The sequence below is a fragment of the Pseudomonas hamedanensis genome (assembly GCF_014268595.2).
Classification (GTDB): domain Bacteria; phylum Pseudomonadota; class Gammaproteobacteria; order Pseudomonadales; family Pseudomonadaceae; genus Aquipseudomonas; species Aquipseudomonas hamedanensis.
In genome coordinates this window covers 1,182,823-1,200,918 of the sequence record NZ_CP077091.1, presented here as the reverse complement: position 1 = coordinate 1,200,918, position 18,096 = coordinate 1,182,823, and the positions used below count along the sequence as shown (strand labels likewise).

General features: G+C 62.3%; 13 protein-coding genes. 2 read left to right on the top strand and 11 right to left on the bottom strand.

What is annotated here, in order from left to right; translation table 11 throughout:
* Position 1: 1 nt before the first annotated feature.
* Complete coding sequence (ccoN, locus tag HU739_RS05090) at positions 2 to 1,429, bottom strand: cytochrome-c oxidase, cbb3-type subunit I (protein WP_186552323.1); 1,428 nt, start codon at positions 1,427 to 1,429, stop codon at positions 2 to 4.
* A gap of 435 nt (positions 1,430 to 1,864) precedes the next feature.
* Between ccoN and HU739_RS05085 the strand changes: the two genes are divergently transcribed.
* Entirely contained in the window at positions 1,865 to 2,839 is a 975-nt protein-coding gene (locus HU739_RS05085) for a hypothetical protein (RefSeq protein ID WP_186552322.1), read from the top strand.
* Positions 2,840 to 2,917: 78 nt separating this feature from the next.
* On the opposite strand, the gene HU739_RS05080 is transcribed toward HU739_RS05085, so the two are convergent.
* Positions 2,918 to 5,275, bottom strand: a complete 2,358-nt coding sequence (locus HU739_RS05080) for a tetratricopeptide repeat protein (protein WP_186552321.1) — start codon at positions 5,273 to 5,275, stop codon at positions 2,918 to 2,920.
* 213 nt (positions 5,276 to 5,488) lie between these two features.
* On the opposite strand from HU739_RS05080, the gene HU739_RS05075 reads away from it, so the two are divergent.
* Positions 5,489 to 6,166 carry a DUF3313 domain-containing protein gene (locus tag HU739_RS05075; RefSeq protein ID WP_186552320.1) on the top strand — a complete coding sequence of 226 codons (678 nt, stop codon included), beginning with the start codon at positions 5,489 to 5,491 and terminating at the stop codon, positions 6,164 to 6,166.
* A gap of 110 nt (positions 6,167 to 6,276) precedes the next feature.
* On the opposite strand, the gene HU739_RS05070 is transcribed toward HU739_RS05075, so the two are convergent.
* The 9 genes from HU739_RS05070 to HU739_RS05030 all read right to left on the bottom strand — a co-directional run bounded on the left by HU739_RS05070 (position 6,277) and on the right by HU739_RS05030 (position 18,095).
* On the bottom strand, positions 6,277 to 8,781 hold the full coding sequence (locus HU739_RS05070; RefSeq protein ID WP_186552319.1) for a fused MFS/spermidine synthase: 2,505 nt from the start codon (positions 8,779 to 8,781) through the stop codon (positions 6,277 to 6,279).
* Between the two features lie 177 nt (positions 8,782 to 8,958).
* A complete protein-coding gene (locus HU739_RS05065; RefSeq protein WP_186552318.1) occupies positions 8,959 to 10,533 on the bottom strand; it encodes an arylsulfatase in 1,575 nt (524 codons plus the stop codon).
* A 70-nt stretch (positions 10,534 to 10,603) separates the two neighbouring features.
* A complete protein-coding gene (locus tag HU739_RS05060) occupies positions 10,604 to 11,626 on the bottom strand; it encodes an HAD family hydrolase (RefSeq protein ID WP_186552317.1) in 1,023 nt (340 codons plus the stop codon).
* The gene (locus HU739_RS05055) at positions 11,623 to 13,029 is read right to left on the bottom strand and encodes a BatD family protein (RefSeq protein ID WP_186552316.1); all 1,407 of its coding nucleotides are present in this window, start codon (positions 13,027 to 13,029) and stop codon (positions 11,623 to 11,625) included. The genes HU739_RS05060 and HU739_RS05055 overlap by 4 nt, the downstream gene beginning before the upstream one ends.
* Positions 13,026 to 14,606 carry a VWA domain-containing protein gene (locus HU739_RS05050; protein WP_186552315.1) on the bottom strand — a complete coding sequence of 527 codons (1,581 nt, stop codon included), beginning with the start codon at positions 14,604 to 14,606 and terminating at the stop codon, positions 13,026 to 13,028. The genes HU739_RS05055 and HU739_RS05050 overlap by 4 nt, the downstream gene beginning before the upstream one ends.
* A 1-nt stretch (position 14,607) precedes the next feature.
* A complete protein-coding gene (locus HU739_RS05045) occupies positions 14,608 to 15,600 on the bottom strand; it encodes a vWA domain-containing protein (protein ID WP_186552314.1) in 993 nt (330 codons plus the stop codon).
* Positions 15,587 to 16,186 carry a DUF4381 domain-containing protein gene (locus tag HU739_RS05040; protein ID WP_186552313.1) on the bottom strand — a complete coding sequence of 200 codons (600 nt, stop codon included), beginning with the start codon at positions 16,184 to 16,186 and terminating at the stop codon, positions 15,587 to 15,589. The genes HU739_RS05045 and HU739_RS05040 overlap by 14 nt, the downstream gene beginning before the upstream one ends.
* On the bottom strand, positions 16,183 to 17,118 hold the full coding sequence (locus HU739_RS05035; RefSeq protein ID WP_186552312.1) for a DUF58 domain-containing protein: 936 nt from the start codon (positions 17,116 to 17,118) through the stop codon (positions 16,183 to 16,185). Before HU739_RS05035 ends, HU739_RS05040 begins: the two co-directional genes overlap by 4 nt.
* Complete coding sequence (locus tag HU739_RS05030) at positions 17,115 to 18,095, bottom strand: AAA family ATPase (protein WP_186552311.1); 981 nt, start codon at positions 18,093 to 18,095, stop codon at positions 17,115 to 17,117. The genes HU739_RS05035 and HU739_RS05030 overlap by 4 nt, the downstream gene beginning before the upstream one ends.
* Position 18,096: the final 1 nt, after the last annotated feature.

Below are 18,096 nucleotides of genomic sequence, written 5' to 3'. Positions count from 1 at the left end.
CTCAGGCAATCTGCGCTTCACGCTGCGCCACGGCGACGTCCGCCACGCGCACCGTGCGCCAGACGTTGTAGGCCATCAGCAACATGCCGGTCAGAAAGAACACGCCACCGGCAAAGCGCACGACGAAGCCCGGGTGACTGGCTTGCAGCGCTTCGACAAACGAATAGGTCAGCGTGCCGTCCTCGTTGATTGCTCGCCACATCAGGCCTTGCGTGATGCCGTTGACCCACATCGAGGCGATGTACAACACGGTGCCGATGGTCGCCAGCCAGAAGTGCAGGTTGATCAGCGGCGTGCTGTACATCTGCTCGCGGCCGAACACTTTCGGCACCATGTGATAAGTCGCGCCGAACGTGATCATCGCCACCCAGCCCAAGGCCCCGGCGTGAACGTGGCCAATGGTCCAGTCGGTGTAGTGGGAGAGGGCGTTGACCGTTTTGATCGCCATCATCGGCCCTTCGAACGTCGACATCCCATAGAACGCCAGCGACAACACCAGAAAGCGCAGGATCGGGTCGGTGCGTAACTTATGCCAGGCGCCGGACAGCGTCATCATGCCGTTGATCATCCCGCCCCAGCTCGGCGCCAGCAGGATCAGCGACATGGCCATGCCCAGCGACTGCGCCCAGTCGGGCAGGGCGGTGTAGTGCAAATGGTGCGGGCCGGCCCAGATGTACAGGGTGATCAGCGCCCAGAAATGCACGATCGATAACCGGTACGAATACACCGGCCGGTTGACCTGTTTTGGCACGAAGTAATACATCATCCCGAGAAACCCCGTGGTGAGGAAAAAGCCCACGGCGTTGTGGCCGTACCACCATTGCACCATGGCGTCCGTGGCCCCGGAATACACCGGATAGGACTTGAACCAATCCACCGGAATCGACAGGTGATTGACCACATGAAGCATGGCAATCACTAGAATGAACGCGCCGAAAAACCAGTTGCCGACGTAGATGTGCCTGGTTTTGCGCCGCACCACCGTGGTGAAGAACACCACGGCGTAGGCGACCCAGACCACGGCCATCCACACCGCACCGGAGAACTCGATCTCGGCGTACTCCTTGGTGGTGGTGTAGCCCAGCGGCAAGGTGATGAGCATGACCACAATCACCGATTGCCAGCCCCAGAAGGTGAACGCGGCGAGGCTGTCCGAGAACAGCCGCACCTGACAGGTACGCTGCACCGCGTAATAACTGGCGGCGAACTGCGCGCTGCCGGCAAAACCGAAAATCACCAGGCTGGTGTGAAGCGGGCGTAAACGACCGAAAGTGGTCCACGGCAGATCCAGATTCATTTCCGGCCACACCAGTTGCGAGGCGATCCACACGCCCATCGCCATGCCCACCACACCCCAGAAAACGGTTGCAATGACGAATTGGCGGACGACCTTGTAGTTGTAGGCCTGCCCGATTGTTGCTGTGCTCATGGTCAGTTCATCCACGGTTGCCAAGTCTTGCCAGGCCTCCTGGTCTGGCATGGTGTGCACTGTAGGAACCGGGGCGCCAACAAAACAGACTCAGGAAATGTTGATTTGAGCAGATCAGATTCCGAGGCGATCTGCGGCGGGTTTGCCGCTTTTGATCGGGTGCCTTGCCTATTCGATGCTTCTGTTCCATGCCCCGGTCCCTGTAGGAGTGAGCCTGCTCGCGATAGCGGAGGGTCAGTCGCCTCATTTCTAGCTGACAGACCGCTATCGCGAGCAGGCTCACTCCTACAGGGAGAGAAGGCACATACCGGGGAAACCCTTAGAACCCGGCCCAACCCGGTATTTCCACTTGGGTCGATGGTGGCCTTTTGGTAGAGTCGCCGTCGCCAGCGGGTTTTCGGCTGGACGAGGGAATCGAAGAAGGGAGTCTGATCAGTGAGTCCGGGCAAAAAAATCCTCGGTCTCACAGCGTTGCTGTTGATGGTGACGCTGTGGGCCAGTTACTTTTATGTTTTCAAGGAAAATCGCGACGGCCAGCTTGGCGGTGTCGGTGAAAGCACCGCGTGGTGCGGCACACCGCCGACCACGGAAGCGGCGTTGCTGGGCAAGGACCAGCTGACCTTGCGTATCACCAACAACCTGCGTGGTGAGTTCATGCTCAGCGGTTCTGTGGTGGTCTCGGAGCGCACCTTCAACCGTTATGATCTGAGCCGCAACGAATTGCGCCTGCGTCTGGAACCGCTGCAGTGGTCTTACGGCGCCACGCCGATTTTCCTCGAACAGGTCAAGGTCCAGCCGCTGAGTCGCAATCTCTCGTCGACTAATAAAAGTGCGTTCGCCGAGCTTGAACCGCGACCGATCGGTGTGCGCGGGCAGGTCACCGGGTTTCCCTTCGACACCTATCGCTACGGCTACAAACCGGTGCTGTATTACCTCAAGGGCAGCGAGCGCGTCGACCTGCGCTTCAAGAACATCACCACGCTGATGGAGATGTCCAACACCTTCACGCCGATCCAGAAGTACAACCGCGTCGAGTACATCAACGAACCCAACACGATGATCCGCGACGACGATTACAAACCTTACGCAGCGCATGAATGCGCCTTCAGCGTCGAGCGCAAGGGCGCGTTCAAGGCCGTGGTGTTGTTGCTGCTGCTGGTGCTGTGCCTGCCGCTGATGCTGGTGTTCTATCGTGACGTGCCGGGGATCGACTTTCTGGCGACACTGGTCGGGGTTGCGCTGGTGCGGGTGCTGCTCATCGGGCCGGTGCAGGATTTCCGTCTGTACAACATTGATTTTCTGTTCGGCGCGGCAATTTTGCTGGTGGGCACGGTGTCGCTGATCAAGGCGATGCGTATCAATAGCCGGCGAGAGATCGCGTTGCGCAGTGGCGAGACGTCTGCCTGGTAGGGCGATGACATTGAAAAGCCCCTCACTCTGACGCTCTCCCGAAGGTGAGGGTGGGGTGAGGGGCCCGTCTACAGCCGGTCACTTCAGCGCCGGATCGCCCATGTTGATTTTCTTCCATCCCTGCAACAACACCTGCGCCTTGGGTTCCTGTCCGCTGTCGAGGTAATACTGGATCAACGACAGCCGCGCATTGCGGTTGGCCGGCTGGACCTTGAGCAGGCCCTCAAGAATCGCGCAGGCTTCATCGACCTTGCCGCTTTCATGCAGCGCCACCGCGAGCACGTAACCGTATTGCGCATTGTGCGGTTCCAGTTGCGCGGCTTTGCGCAGCGGGGCCATGGCTTCGGCGGACTGGCCGGCGCGAATCAACGACAGTCCGCGCGTGTGTTGCAACAGCGCTGCCTCGGGATGCTGCTTGAGGCTGTCATCCAGCAGTGTCTGCGCTTCCCGAGCGCGTCCGTTCGCCTCCAGCCACTGGGCCAGCGTCACCAGCGCCGGGTAGAAATCAGGATCGCGCTGCAGCGCACTGCGCAGCAGCGCTTCAACCTCGGCGCTGCGGCCGCTGGCCTGGTACAGCATCGCCAGATTGAGGTTGGCTTCGGCACGTTCCAGCAGGCTTTTCTGCACGGCTTCGTATTCGCCAATCGCGACATCCCAGTTGGCTTGCGCGGCGCCTAAACCGTTATTGCGTGCGGCGCCGAGCAAGTCCCGGGCGGCAACGATGCGCACGGCTTTCACCGGATCGTTCAACAGCGGCGCGAGCAGTGGCGCACGCGCAGGCGGCGGCAGAAACGCACTGATCGCCCGCACGGCACTGTCACGCACTTGTGGCTCTGGATGCTTGAGATCCTGCGTCGCCAGTTTCAGCGCCTGTTCGCTTGGGTACAGCGGCAGTTCGGCCAGTAACGTCGCACGCTGGATCGCCGGCAAATCGCTGCGCTGCAACTGCGCCAGCAGTGCATCAGCCGCGCCGGGCTGGCCGTTGCGGATCAGCCACAGACTGTCGTCGTAACGCCGCGCCTGGGGCGCGGGGGAAGTGCTCCATAACTTGAACTGCTCTGTGACCTTGGCGCCGGCCTTGCCTTGATGGCAGCTCAGGCAGGCGTCTGGCGTGCCGAGTTTTTGTGCGCGCTCCGGGTCGGGAATGCTGAAGCTGTGATCGTGGCGCCAGTCATTGCCCATGTAGAACTTGCCGGGCATATGGCAATCCACACACTGCGAACCGGGCTGCCCCGGAGTGTGACGGGTGTGCTCGGGCGAGTCATAGTGCTTGGCTTGCAAGCCTTTACCATCAACCCCTTCAAGCGAAGTTTTGCCGGCCGGGTTGTGGCATTGCAGACAGACCGCGTTGCCCGGCGCTTTCAACTCGTTGCTGTGCGGGTTGTGGCAATTGCTGCAACGCACGCCCTTGTCGAACATTTTGCTTTGCAGGAACGAGCCGTGTTCGAACACTTCGTCCTTGATCTTGCCGTCCAGCGCATAGAGTTCGCGGGTCAGGGTGCTGGGCAGGTAATCGTCCATCAGGCGCTTGCCAACGGTGAAGCCATCGCCCAACGGCGCGCGGCGCGCATGGCATCGGGCGCAGGTTTCGATTTCCACCGTGGCGTCTTTGTCCTTGAGGTCGACGTCGAAGCCCTTGTGGATCAGATCGCCTTTTTTCTGCGTCCATTCCAGGTGGCTGGAGGCCGGACCGTGGCAGGCCTGGCAGCCAACACCAAGGCTGTTCCACTGGCTCTTGAAGGTGTTGCTGGCCGCGTCGAAATTGCGCTTGAACCCGGTGGTGTGGCATTCGATGCACATGAAGTTGGCGTTCTGGCTCGGCTTGCTCCAGTGCAGCGGATTTTTGAAGTTCACGCCCTGGCCGGGATAGAGGTGAAACCAGCGATTTTTCTCGCTATCCCACGCCACGCCGAGCGCCTGCAAACGGCCTTCGCCGACGTCGATCAGGTATTGCTGCAACGGCGCAATGCCGAAGGTGTAGGCGACTTTGAAGTTGGCGTTCTTGCCGTCGATACCGGGCGCGTTGACCCAGAACTCATCGCCCCGGCGCGAGAATCGTGTGGTTTCTTTCTCGGCCTTGAACGTCACGTTGCTGAAATCGCCGAGGACGGTGTTGGCCTGTGCCACCTGCATCGCCAGTTGATGGTGCGAACCTTGCCAATCCTTGACCTGTTCGCTGTGGCAAGCCTGGCATTGTTGCTCGTCGATCATCGTCGCCGGGGCGCTCGCGACCGGTTGTGGCGCGGGCGCGACCTGCACCGGGGCTTTCGCCTGCGCGGGCGGTGCGGGCGCGGGTGCCGGGCTGAACAGAAACCAGCCGATGCCCAGGGCGGCGGCCAGCAACACGCCGATGGCGACGGGAAACAGATATTTCGAAACGGCGGATCGAGATGCCTCAGGGGCAGGTTGCGCTGCGTTGTTTTTATGCTTGGGCATTACCACTTCCATGATCCATGTGCATTTGCCGTCTGGCGTGCATACAAGCTCGATGCAGCTTTGCCGGCTGATCGGCATCTGTCAAATGAGCGTTGTGAACGCGTACGCAGCGTTGCGTGAACTTTGTGATTTGTAATCGCAATTGCCGCGCTTTTAGCTATACCTGTAGCTCCCCCTCTATAAAAGTTTGGGCCTTCTGACAGGAGTTACAGCATGAAGCTAGCAGTAATGGTGGGCACGCTGTGCATTGCCACCCTCGGTGTGGTGGGTTGTTCGAGCAAAACCGTCGCTCCCGAGCAGTACTCCGGATTTCTCAAGGACTACAGCCAACTGAAAGAGACCAAGTCACCGTCCGGTGCCGAGGTGATGCGCTGGATGGACCCGAAACTGGACATCAACAAATTCTCCAGTGTCTACGTCGAACCCAGCCAGCTCTACCCCAAGCCGCAAGCGACCGAAAAGATTCCGCAGCAAACCCTCAATGGCATCACCAGTTATTACGATCAGGCGCTCAAGCGTGAGCTGAGCAAATCACTGCCACTGGCCACCGGCCCCGGCCCTGGCGTAATTGTTGTGCGCCCGGCCATTACCGCGGTCAGCAGCAAGACCGAAGGCCTGCATGTGTATGAGGTGATTCCGATTGCGTTGGTGGCCGCCGCGGTGAGCACCGCTACCGGTATCCGCGATCAGGAAACCACCCTGGCCACCGAGGCGGTGTTCATGGATGGCGCCAGTAACAAGGTGGTGGCGCAGGTGGTGCGCAAGGGCACCGGTCAGCCACTGGAAAACTCATCGCAGGTGATGAAAGCGACTGACGTCAAAGCAGTGATCGATGGCTGGGCGTCGGATATGCACCAGACCTATCTGAAGCTCAAGGCTGAGGCCAAGTAGTGCGTCGAGGCTGACGGCCTCTTCGCGAGCAGGCTCGCTCCCACTCAAGTCTCCAATGGCTCAAGCGTGGGAGCGAGCCTGCTCGCGAAAGCGGTCTGTTGGTCGCCGATTTACTGCCCGACAAACCAGCGAAAATACGGATTGCCTCCATCGCCCTGCATCACTTCGCGAATATCCCGCCCCCACGCGTCTCGATCACCCTCATAGGCGTGCAGACTCGCCCGATAAAACTGCATCAGACGCTGACGATGCGCCTCCATGCGCTGATTGAATCCGCCGTCGGCATTCACCACTAAAGGCGCCTGATACAGCGCCAGCAGCGCCGGCAGCACCCGGGTGATTTCCTTGCTGCGAACCCACGGCGCATATTCGATGCGAGGCCGATCATCGGTCACGGCCGGCGCATCGGCGGCGAAGCGTTCAAGGCCGGCGCGGTCGGTGACCCAGGTCGCGAGCAGCGCGGCTGCCGAACCAATACCGACATCCTGCAAGGTGCTGCGCACGCTGTCTTGCTGCAAGCGCGCGGTGATCTTCGCGACGTCGAGTTGCATCGGCGCCATCGAACCGACCAGCAACATCTCGTGGAACTCGCTGGTCCACAGCGAGGCATGCGGGAACACGTCAAGAAAACTGCGCACCAGCGAGCGCGAATCGTCGATGTTTTGCGTGGGCAGCGGTAGCCACTGGGCGACGATGCCCTGGTGCTGCAGACGACTGGCGGCCAGTTGATAGAAGTCCCGAGAATACAGATTGACCACGCCGGCGGCGGAGGGCGGTGGCGGTTCGAGGGTGATCAGGTCGTAGGTCTGTGGACTGCGCAGCAGTTCCTGGCGGCCGTCGCGCAGACGCACCTCGACACCCGGATCGCCGGCCGCGTTGAAGTTGCCCTTGAACAACGGCGCAGCCTCGACCACCGCCGGCAGCAACTCGGCCACCACGCGATGTTCAAGACCCGGATAGCGCAGCATCGCACCGGCGGTGATGCCGGTGCCGAAGCCGATCACCAGCGTCGCGCGCGGCTCGCCGTTGTGGATCAACAGCGGCAGCAGCGCCTGGATGCGCATGTAGCGCAGCGACGGCATGGCGTCGCCGGTGTTCGATACGCCTTGAATGTACAAACGGTGGAAGGTGTTTCCACCGCGACCCTGGCTGACCACGGCGACAGTACCGCCACGTCCTTCTTCATAAAACGCCAGCGCGCCGTTGCGTGCCCCGGGCAGCAGGCTGGCGAGTTTGTCGACGGGTGTCAGCACGGCCACGGTGATTGACACCAGACCCAGCGCAACGACGGCCTGGCGCCGACCCTTGTCGACGCCGTGGCCCTTGCGCACGGCGCAATATCCGATGGCCGCCGCGATGAGCGCCAGCAGGCCCAGCGTGCGCACCAGCCCCAGCAGCGGAATCAGCACAAAGCCGCAGAGCATTACGCCGATGATCCCGCCCAGCGTGTTGAACGCGACCACCGCGCCGACGTCGCGGCCCACGTGTGCGGTGCCGACACTCAAGCGCAGCGCCAGCGGAAATGCTGCGCCGAGCAGCAGCGTCGGGATGAACACCAGGCTCATTGCCGCGACGGCAAAGCGTGCGCTCATGCCAGCCAACTCACCGCCCCCCAGACTCAACAGCCAGATTTCCGCCTGGCTTTGCGCAATCACCAGCCAGCGCCCCAGCAGGGCAATTTCCAGCAGGGCGATCAGTCCGGCGCCGGCAATCAACAGACCGAACACGCCCCACGGGTCGCGAATCCGCTCGACACGGTGAGCGAGCAGGGCACTGCCGAGAAACAGCCCGGTCAGGTAGGTCGCCAGGACCACGGCAAACGCATACGTGCGCGTGCTCATGAACTGCACGATCGATTGCGACCAGACCACCTCGTAACCCAGCGCCACGCCGCCAGCGATTGCGTACAGCCACAAGGCAGTGCGGTCCGGCGCTTTTTCCGTGGGGTGTCTTGTGTGCGCTGCCATCGGCAGCGGGTGCTGGCGCTGCAACCACAGCGCGCCGGCAGCGGCGAGCAGGTTGAGCATTGCGGCAAACAACGCGCTGCCGCGCACGCCAAGCGTCGCGATCAACACGAACGCAGCGAGCAGGGTTCCAACGATGGCGCCCAAGGTATTCGCCGCGTACAACTGACCGCCGGCCTTGCCCGGGTCAGCCGCCAGCGAGCGCACCAGCACCGGCAGCGTACCGCCCATCAACACGGCCGGAATGCCGACCAGGGCAAAAGGCAGCAACCAGGCAAACCAGCCCGCATGACTTTGCAGCCAGGCAAAAGGGCTGGCCGCCAGGCTCATGGCGAACGTCGCGCCGACGCCGAGCACCGCCACTGTCACTTCAAGCCCGGCGTACAGCAGAACCGGTTGCCGCAAGCGGTCGGCCCAGCGTCCGAACAGCCAGCCACCCAGGGCCAGACCCGCGAAGAACGCGCTGATACCGGTAGTGATCGCGTAGACCTCGACGCCGACGACCAGCGACAGTTGTTTGATCCACAACACCTGATAGACCAGCGCCGCAGCGCCGGAAATGCACAGCAACAGGGCGGGGATCAGCGAGGTGGCAGAGGCAGCGCGCGGGGCGGGTATGGCCGACGGCTTGCTGGCGATACGTGAGGACATGCGGTTGGCCTTGTTCCAGTTCTGAAATTCGGGTGACTGTGCGGGCCCTTTCGCGAGCAGGCTCGCTCCCACATTGGACGTGCGTGGGGGCGCGAGCCTGCTCGCGAAAAGGTCCACTCGGTCTCCAGTCGAAAACAGCGCCGCCCGCCAATAACGGCGGGCGGCAGTGCAGCGGTGTCACTGGGCTTTTTTCATTTTCTCTTCGATACGCCGATCCACGTCTTCACGAATCTGATCGATGCTGAAGCTCGCCGGACGCTGGCTAGGCGGGTAGTCGACGAACGTCTGCAAGAACTTCGCGGCCCGACGGGTGCCGTCGAAAATCAGGTAATCGTTCTTGGTCAGCCAGTCATAGTATTGGTCCGACACGATGTCGGCCCGCTCGTACGGGTCCATGCGCAGGTTGAACATTTTCGGTACGCGCAGGCAGGTGAACGGTTCGCTCCACACCTCAAGACCACCCGGTGCGCGCTGTTCGCAGAACACCAGTTTCCAGTCGTTGAAACGCATGCTGACCAACACACCGTCATCGTTGAAGTAGTAGAACTCCTTGCGCGCGCTCTTGTCGGTTTTGCCGGTCAGGTAATCCAGCTGGTTGTAACCGTCCAGGTGCACTTTGAAGTTCTTGCCGCCGACGTCGGCGCCCTTGAGCAGGCGGTCCTTGATGTCGGTATCGCCGACCGCGGCCAGCAGCGTCGGGAACCAGTCGAGTCCGGAGAACATTTGCGTCGACACTTCGCCGGCCTTGACCTTGCCCGGCCAGCGAATCATTGCCGGCACGCGGTAGGCGCCTTCCCAGTTGGAGTTTTTCTCGTTGCGAAACGGCGTCGTCGCGGCGTCCGGCCAGGACCATTGGTTCGGGCCGTTGTCGGTGGTGTAGACGACGATGGTGTTCTCGGTCAGCTTCAAGTCATCCAGCGTCTTGAGCAGTTTGCCGACGTCGCCGTCATGCTCGAGCATGCCATCGGCATACTCGTTGCCGATCATGCCGCTCTGGCCTTGCATCGATTCACGCACATGAGTGAACGCGTGCATGCGCGTGGTGTTCATCCAGACGAAAAACGGTTTGTCAGCCTTGGCTTGTTTTTCAATGAACGCCTGAGCCGCCGCGGTGGTTTCGTCGTCGATGGTCTCCATGCGTTTTTTCGTCAGCGCGCCGGTGTCTTCGATCTTGCCGTCGGCAAAGCTGTGAATCACACCGCGTGGCGAGGCGGCCTTGACGAACTCGGCGTCATCCTTGGGCCAATAGGGCCGCTCCGGTTCTTCTTCGGCGTTGAGGTGATAGAGGTTGCCGAAGAACTCGTCGAAGCCGTGGTTGGTCGGCAGGTATTCGTCTTTGTCGCCCAGGTGGTTCTTGCCAAACTGGCCGGTGGCATAGCCCTGGGCTTTCAGCGCCTGCGCGATGGTCACATCGCGGGCCTGCAAGCCGACCGGCACGCCCGGCATGCCGACTTTAGACAGGCCGGTACGCAACGGCGTTTGCCCGGTGATGAACGACGAGCGTCCGGCCGTGCAGCTGTTCTCGGCGTAGTAGTCGGTAAAGATCATGCCTTCTTTGGCGATCCGGTCGATGTTCGGCGTCTTGTAGCCGACAACGCCCATCGAGTAGGCACTGATGTTGGTCTGGCCGATGTCATCGCCGAAGATCACCAGAATGTTGGGTTTTTCAGCCGCTGTGGCGGTTGCCGACAGCGCCATCACCGAGGTTGCCACCAAGGCAAGTTTCGGTAGCCACTTGCGTATGCGAGTCATATGACTTGCTCCTTTGCGCGGGGGTCGTTTGTTGCGACTAACGTTTATTGCACTCCTGCATCACGCTTTTTTATTGCACCTGCCCGGTTGCCGGTGGATCGAACGGGTAGATCCGGCGCCACTCGGTTGCCATGTCCACCACGGTCCAGCCACGGGAATTCGCTTCGTCGAGGGCTTTGTCGAGCCGGCCGATATCGGATTGACGGTCATAGGCCCATTCGCGCTTTGCGTCGGTGTGATGCACCAGACCCATGAAGCGCTTGCCGGGACCCGCCGCCGTCCACTGCAGCATTTGCAGATCACCATCGGAATTGCCGAACGCGAGGATCGGCCGCCGACCGATCACCGCGTCAATACTCACCGGCTTGCCGGGACCGTCGTCGTTGTGCGCGACTTTCGGCAGCCGCACGATCGAGGCCTTGCCGTCCTTGAACTGGTACGCGGTGACGAATGTCGTGCCGATCACTTGCTCCGGCGGTATGCCGTAGACCTGCTCGGCGAAGGTACGCATGAAGCCAGTGTCGCCACCGGAAACGATGTAGGTCTTGAAGTTCTGGCTGCGCAGGTAGTCGAGCATTTCCAGCATCGGCTGGAAGATCATCTCGGTGTACGGCTTGCCGGTTTTCGGATGACGGGCCTGGGTCAGCCACGTTTTGGCGTAGTCATCGAAGGCTTCGGTGGTCATGCCGCTGTGCGTGGCGCCGACGATTTTCAACAAGCCGTCCATGCCCGAGGCGGCCAGGGCTTTGTGATCGTTCTCCAGCACTGCCTTGAAGGGCTGGGTGGTTTTCCACTCCGGGTGTTGCGCGGCAGTGCGCTTGACTTCATCGAAGGCGAACAGCAATTCGAAGTACGCCGGTTGCTCGCTCCACAAGGTGCCGTCGTTGTCGAACACGGCGATGCGCTCGGCCGGCCTGACGAAGTCCTTGCTGCTTTGGTCGGTGACCGCTTGTACAAACGCGATGATGCTCTTTTTCGCCGGGCCGTCGTGCCATGACGGCAGGGGTTCGTTCGCGTGTGCCAGCAGGGGCAGGACCAGGGTGAACAGCAGGGCGAGACCGAAGCGTTGGCGATGCGGCAACGGGTTGCTCATGGGAAATCCTTCTCGTGCACAGGGTTGAGCGGGCGCAGGGCCGAGGCGGGTTTTGCCTGTTGCCGGACGGCCTGACTGTGAAGCGTAGACAACGATTGGCGTAACTGAACAAGTGTTTGATCGGCGGCAGGCTGGCGACCGTAAAGCCCCCGTAACAACCCTTGCAGACGTGGCCCGGCACCGGTCAGTTTCAAGCCCAGGCGACTGCGCCGCAGCCACAGGTACAACGCGGTCAGTTGCGCCGGCCTGGCTTGCAGTTGCCGGTCGATCTGTTGCCAGGCGAACGCGGCAGACAGTCGCCAGGCCAATTGCCTGGCCTGTTGACGTGCCCGCCAGCGCTGCCGGGCGCGACCGGCGAGGGGACGCAGCAGGTAAACGCTGACCGTGATGCCAGCCAACAGCGCGAGCCACAGCAGCCAGCGGCTGGAAAAATACACGCGGTCCTGGCCCAGTTGCCTGAGGTCTTCTGTGATCGAAAACACCGGTTTGTAGGCGCTGTTGGCGACCGCCTCGAAATCCACTGCCGGGACCTGAGCAGTGCAGATCTGGCTCGCACCGGCGTCCCACCATTTCACGGTAATCGCCGGCAGCGAATAGGTGCCGGCAGCCTCGACGCGATAGCTCGCGCTATCGATGCGCTGGCCGCCGAGCAGATTGCCGCGTCCGTCGTCCAGCGCGGTGACCTGTGGTGTCTTCGTGTAGCGACTCAGGCCGGCGACATCGCTGAGCGTTGGTATCGGCAGCGCCATGGCCAGAGCGCCATCCGCTTGCAAGGTCAGCTGCCGGGTGATGCTGTCGCCCACTTTCAATGGCGTGGCCGAGTGACTGACGGTTTGGCTCAAGCGCAAACCGTTGGCGACCAGTGGCGTTTCCCCGACGTTAAAGCCGGGTGGCTGCGTGGCGCTGAAACTCAGCGGCTGGCTTTGCGCGCTGATCTCGCCACTGGCCTGTCCGGGCGTCGCGCGTACGCTCAGGGCGGGGATGTCGAAGCGGCGCGCGACGTTGGGCGTGATCAGGTAGCGGTAGCGCAAACCGGTGAACGACTGGCGATCGATGGTTTGATTAAGGTGCTCGGCCTGTCCGTTCGGCGGCATGACCAATGCGCCATCGAGTTTGAGCTCGGGCAGGGTGGCGGCGCTGGTGAACCAGGTGTCGGTGAGCACGTCGAGTTGCAGCTCGACGAGGCCGCCAACCATGGCGCCTTCGCTGGGGTTGAGGTGCGCCTGGACCTTGAGCTGCGGGCTGGCGGCGAGGGCATTGAATGACAACAGGGTGCCCAGCAACAGAGCGCCAAGTGTTGTGGTGAGCGCTCGGGCCTCTTCGCGAGCAGGCTCGCTCCCACAGGGAGGCGATGGGGTCCTTGTGGGAGCGAGCCTGCTCGCGAAGGCCGCGACCGGCTTCATGGCCTGGCCTCCTGCTGATCCTGCAGGCTGAATTTCTGCCGAAGAAACTTCGCCGGCGAGGTGGTCAGGTTCTGCAACCACAGCGCGTCGGAAGCGGCTTGCTCGGTCTTGATGGCTTTGGCCTGACCCTTGCCCGGCGCCTTGTCGAATTTCACTTCATCGGGTTTGGTTTGTGGGGCATTTTTCTCGGCGCTTTCAGTGTCCTTGAGCAACGCTTGGGCCAAGGCCAGGTTGGCCGTCGCTTCGGCAAACTGCGGCTGTAGTTTCAACGCCTGGGTGTAGGCGGCGATCGCCTGATCGAACTTGAAACGCCGCACGTAAATATTGCCCAGATAGAAGTACGCCTGAGCCGTGTCCAGCCGCGCAAAGGTCGCCAATGCAAGGTCGTAGTCAGCGGCATGATAAGCCGCGACACCTTTCCAGTAGGGATCGACAAACAGCGCCGCCGCCTGCGGCAAGTGATCGTGTTCGAACGCCCAGCGGCCCTGCTGATCGCGGGTGAAGAAGGCGTCAGTCAGGGCGTTGGCCTGTGCTGGCGCTGTGGGCCAGGCAAGGCCGATGGTCAGCGCCAGTGCCGGCATCCAGTTGACGCTCCAGCCTTTGCGCACATTGAACAGCGCCAACAGCAACAGCGGCCAGCACAGCCAGTAACCTGCGTCTTTCCAGTGCAGTTCGCGTTGCTCTGCGCTGACGCTCTGGAAGTGTCGTTGCGCGTGCAGTTCGATCCACTGCAAGTCGTCATCGTTGAGGGTCAGGCTGCCCAGTGGCGCATCGACAGCGGCGGCCAGTTGCTTGAGGGCGGCCTGATCGAAGCGGCCGAGCGCCGGGCGCCCGCTGGCATCGGTGCGCGGCCGACCGCTGCTGTCACGAATGACGCCGCCGTCTGCGTTGCCCACTGCCAGTAACAGCACTTGCAAGGGACTGTCGCCGATACGCTGTTCGAGGCCGTCGAGCTGCGCGGTGTCGGCGCCATCGGTCATCAGCAACAGGCTGCCGGGAGATTTTTCGGCAGTGAGCAAGCGCTTGGCCTGGTCGATCACCGCGCCGACGTTCTTGCCGGGTTTGTCGATCAGGCCGGTGCTCAAGGCTTGAACGAAGGTGTCGAGGAGCGCCGGATCATCGGTGGCCGGCAGCACCAGATGCGCGCTGCCGGCGTAGGCGATCAGCGCGATGCGAGCCCCGGCGCGGCGCTGGATCAGCTCGTGCAGTTTGTGTTTGGCCGCTTCCAGGCGCGTCGGTGACACATCACTGGCGTCCATTGAGGGCGACAGGTCAACGGCGACAATCAGCGGGGCGCGGTTCTCGAGAAAGTCCGGACGATCCTGCTCCCAGGTCGGCCCGGCCGCCGCGACGGCGCCGACCATCAGCAGCGCACAGAGCAGATGCACCGGGCGCAGGCGCTGAGTGTCCGGGGGCGTGACCAGCAAGTGCGGCAACAGGTGCGCGGCGATATGGCCGCGCAGCCGCCGTTGCAGGTCGCGGCTGCGCCGCCAGAGCCACGGCAGCAATGCCGCGAAGAGGGCGAGGATCAGCCATGGCGGGCGCAGGAAATGCAGGTCGCTGAGGTTGATGTCCATCTCAGGCGTCCTGCTGCTGGTGCGCGGCCGTCAGCCGTGGGCGCAACAGCGCCGCCAGTTGGTACAGGGCGAGCAATCCCAGCGCTGCGCCCAGTGGCCAGAAGAACAGCTCGCGCTGCGGCTGGTGACTGAGGGTTTGAATCTGATGCGGGGTGAGTTGATCGAGGGTGCGGTAGACCTGATCCAGCGCGGTGCGATCTTCGGCCCGGAAGAAGCGGCCGCCGGTGGCGCTGGCGATCTGTTCGAGGCCCTGCAGATTGACCTTGGCTTCACCGGATGCGTCGGGATCGCCGATGCCGATGGTGTGAATGATCACGCCTTTGCTGGCGGCCATTTCGGCGGCGTGATCCGGGGTGATCGCGCTGCTGGTGTCGTTGCCGTCGGTGAGCAGGATCAGCACTTTCTCCTGTTCGTGGGCCTGGTCCAGCAGCTTCAGGCTCAGGCCGATGGCATCGCCAATGGCGGTGTTCGGCCCGGCCATGCCGATGCCGGTATCGGCCAGCAGCAACGACAGGCTGGCGTGATCAAGCGTCAACGGCGCCTGCGGGTAAGCGCCGCTGCCGAACACGATCAGCCCGAGACGGTCGTCCTTGCGCTTGTCGATGAAGCCTTGCACCACTTCTTTTACGGCGGCAAGGCGATTGATTTTCTCGCCTTTGGCGTTGGTAAAATCCTCGGTTTCCATGGACTGCGAGAGGTCGATGGCGAGCATCAGGTCGCGCACCGGTTGCTGGCGTTCAATCGGTTTTTCGACGTACACCGGGCGGGCGGCCGCCAGCAGAATAAGCGCCCAGACCAGTACATTGAGCAGCAATTGCCAATGGTTGCGCTGGTTGCCAGCCACACCCGGGGCTTCACCGACCGCACGGCTCATCGCCGCAAAAAACGGCACACGCACAGCGCTGCGCGCCTCGCTGTAGGCCGGCAGGAAGCGGTAAGTCAGCCAGGGCAGCGGCAGCAGAAGCAGCAGCCACGGGTAATCAAGCTGCCACATGATGATGCTCCACCCAGTATTGGCAGGTGTCGAACAGTGCCTGGCGGTGCGGCGCGGGGAGGGCGCGCAGGACGTTGTCCGGTGCATAGGCGAGTTGCGCGAGTTGATCGCTGAAGTCCGCGGGGAGTTTCTTCTGGCAATGCTGCTGCAGAAAATTCTGCCAACGCTCTCCCTTGATCGCCGCAGGCCCCTGTGGGAGCGAGCCTGCTCGCGAAAGCGCTGGGTCAGTTGAGCCAGATATCGGATGTGCCAACCTCTTCGCGAGCAGGCTCGCTCCCACAGGGAATGCGTTCCAGGCTGAGGATTGAGTGGGCATCGACAGCGCCACGCGCTTGAGCAGTTCCGGCAATTGGCGCAGGGCATTGAGGTCATCGCTGCGCCTGCGCAGTTGCGCCAGTCGCGCCAGTCCCTCGCGGCGATAGGCGTCCCTGCGCCATTGCCGATAACGGCGAATGCCAATCAGCAACGCCGCGAGTAGCAGTAGCGCGAGCAAGACCCACCAGCCCCACGTCTGCGGCGCATAGCTGACGGGCGCGGGCAGGGCCAGCTCCTTGAGCTGATCGATGCTCGGAATATTCGGGTTCACCGCCGTGCCCCGCTGTTTTTGCCCAGTTCGGCGCGCAGTTGCGCGTGGGCCTCTTCGGCGGTGCTGATCAACATCAGCGGCACCTGACTGCGGCGCAGCAGGGTGGCGACGTCCTTGAGTCGACCGCTGAGGAAATCCCCGAGCGGCTGATGCACGGTGCGCTTGTCGATTGCCAGTTCGACTTGCAACTCGCCCTGAGTGACCAGCAGACGGCCGTTGTTCGGCAGTTTCAGCGCCAGCGGGTCGTAGACTTGCAGGGCGATGACATCGTTGTGCGCCGAGAGCTGGCGCATCAGTTGCAGAGTGCGTTCACCGGCGCCGGCAAAATCGCTGACGATGCAGATCAGATGATCGTGGCCGGCCACGGCGAGGCAGCGTTGCAAGACCTTGTCCAATTGTTCTTCGTCTTCGGCGTCGGGACTGCCGGCGTTCAGCGCGCGATTGTGTTGCACCACGCGGCTGAGCAGCGCTTCGACCCGTTTGCGGCTGCGCAGCGGGGCGAGGCTGTCGATGCGCGTGTCGTTGAAAACCAGACCGCCCACCCGATCCCCGGCGTGGAATACCATCCAGGCCGCCAGTGCCGCGAGTTCCGCGGCCACTGCGGATTTGAAGCTGCGTTGCGAGCCAAAAAACATCGCCATGCGTTGATCGACGACGATCAGTGCCGGGCGATCACGCTCTTCGGCGAAGGTGCGGACCACCGGTTTGCCGGTGCGCAGCGAGGCGCGCCAGTCGAGATGACGCAAGTCGTCGCCGGGCTGGTAACGGCGTAATTCGTCGAAGTTCAAGCCGCGCCCACGCAGGCGTGAAGCATGGTTGCCGGCAAGGATGCTGCCCTGTGGCTGACGTGCCAGAAAACTCAGGTCGCGGGCCTTGAACTCCAGTGCCATCAATTGCGCGAGAGAGACGTAGACCAGGCCTTCACCGTTCATGCCGGGATTGCCACTGTATCGAGTATCCGATCCAGCACTTGATCGGCGCTGACGCCGTCGGCCACCGCGTCGTAACTCAACTGCAGACGATGGCGCAGCACCGGGTGCACGACCGCGCGCACGTTGTCCGGCGAGACAAAATCCTGTCCCTGCAACCACGCGTCGGCGCGGGCGCAACGATCCAGGCCAATGCCGCCGCGGGGACTGGCGCCAATGGCGATCCAGCGGGCGAGGTCCTCGTCATAATCGGCGGGGTGGCGGGTAGCGTTGATCAGGTCGATCAGGTAAGTGTCGATCGCGGGCGACACATGCACGGCGCTGACTTCCTTGCGCGCGGCAAAAATCACCTCTTGGGGCAAGGTGAAGCTGTTGACGGGCGTGGTGCTGGCCCCTTGCGCGAACTCTTCGTTGCGCAGCAGGCGCAGCACCTGGCTTTCGTTTTCCGCACTGGGGTAATCGAGCAGGACCTTCATCAGGAACCGGTCCATCTGCGCTTCCGGCAGCGGGTAGGTGCCTTCCTGTTCGATCGGATTCTGCGTCGCCACGACAATAAACAGTTCGGGCAGCGCATGGCTGTTGCCGGCCACGGTGATCTGCCGTTCTTCCATGGCTTCGAGCAAGGCCGCCTGCACTTTGGCCGGCGCGCGGTTGATCTCGTCCGCGAGAATCAGGTTGCCGAACAGCGGCCCGGGCTGGAAGCGGATTTCGTTCTTGCCGTCGACCTGATGCAGCACCTCGGCCCCGGTGATGTCCGAGGGCAGCAGGTCGGGGGTGAACTGGATGCGGCTCATCTTTGCATCCAGATGTTTGGCCAGCGCCTTGACTGTACGGGTCTTGGCCAGCCCCGGCAGGCTTTCCAGCAATAAATGCCCGTTGGCCAGCAGGCCGAGGAGAATCTGCCGGATCACTTGATCCTGGCCGAGTACCGCTTCGGCGATGCTGGCTTGCAGGGCGTTGAGGTCGGTAAGCGCAGTCATG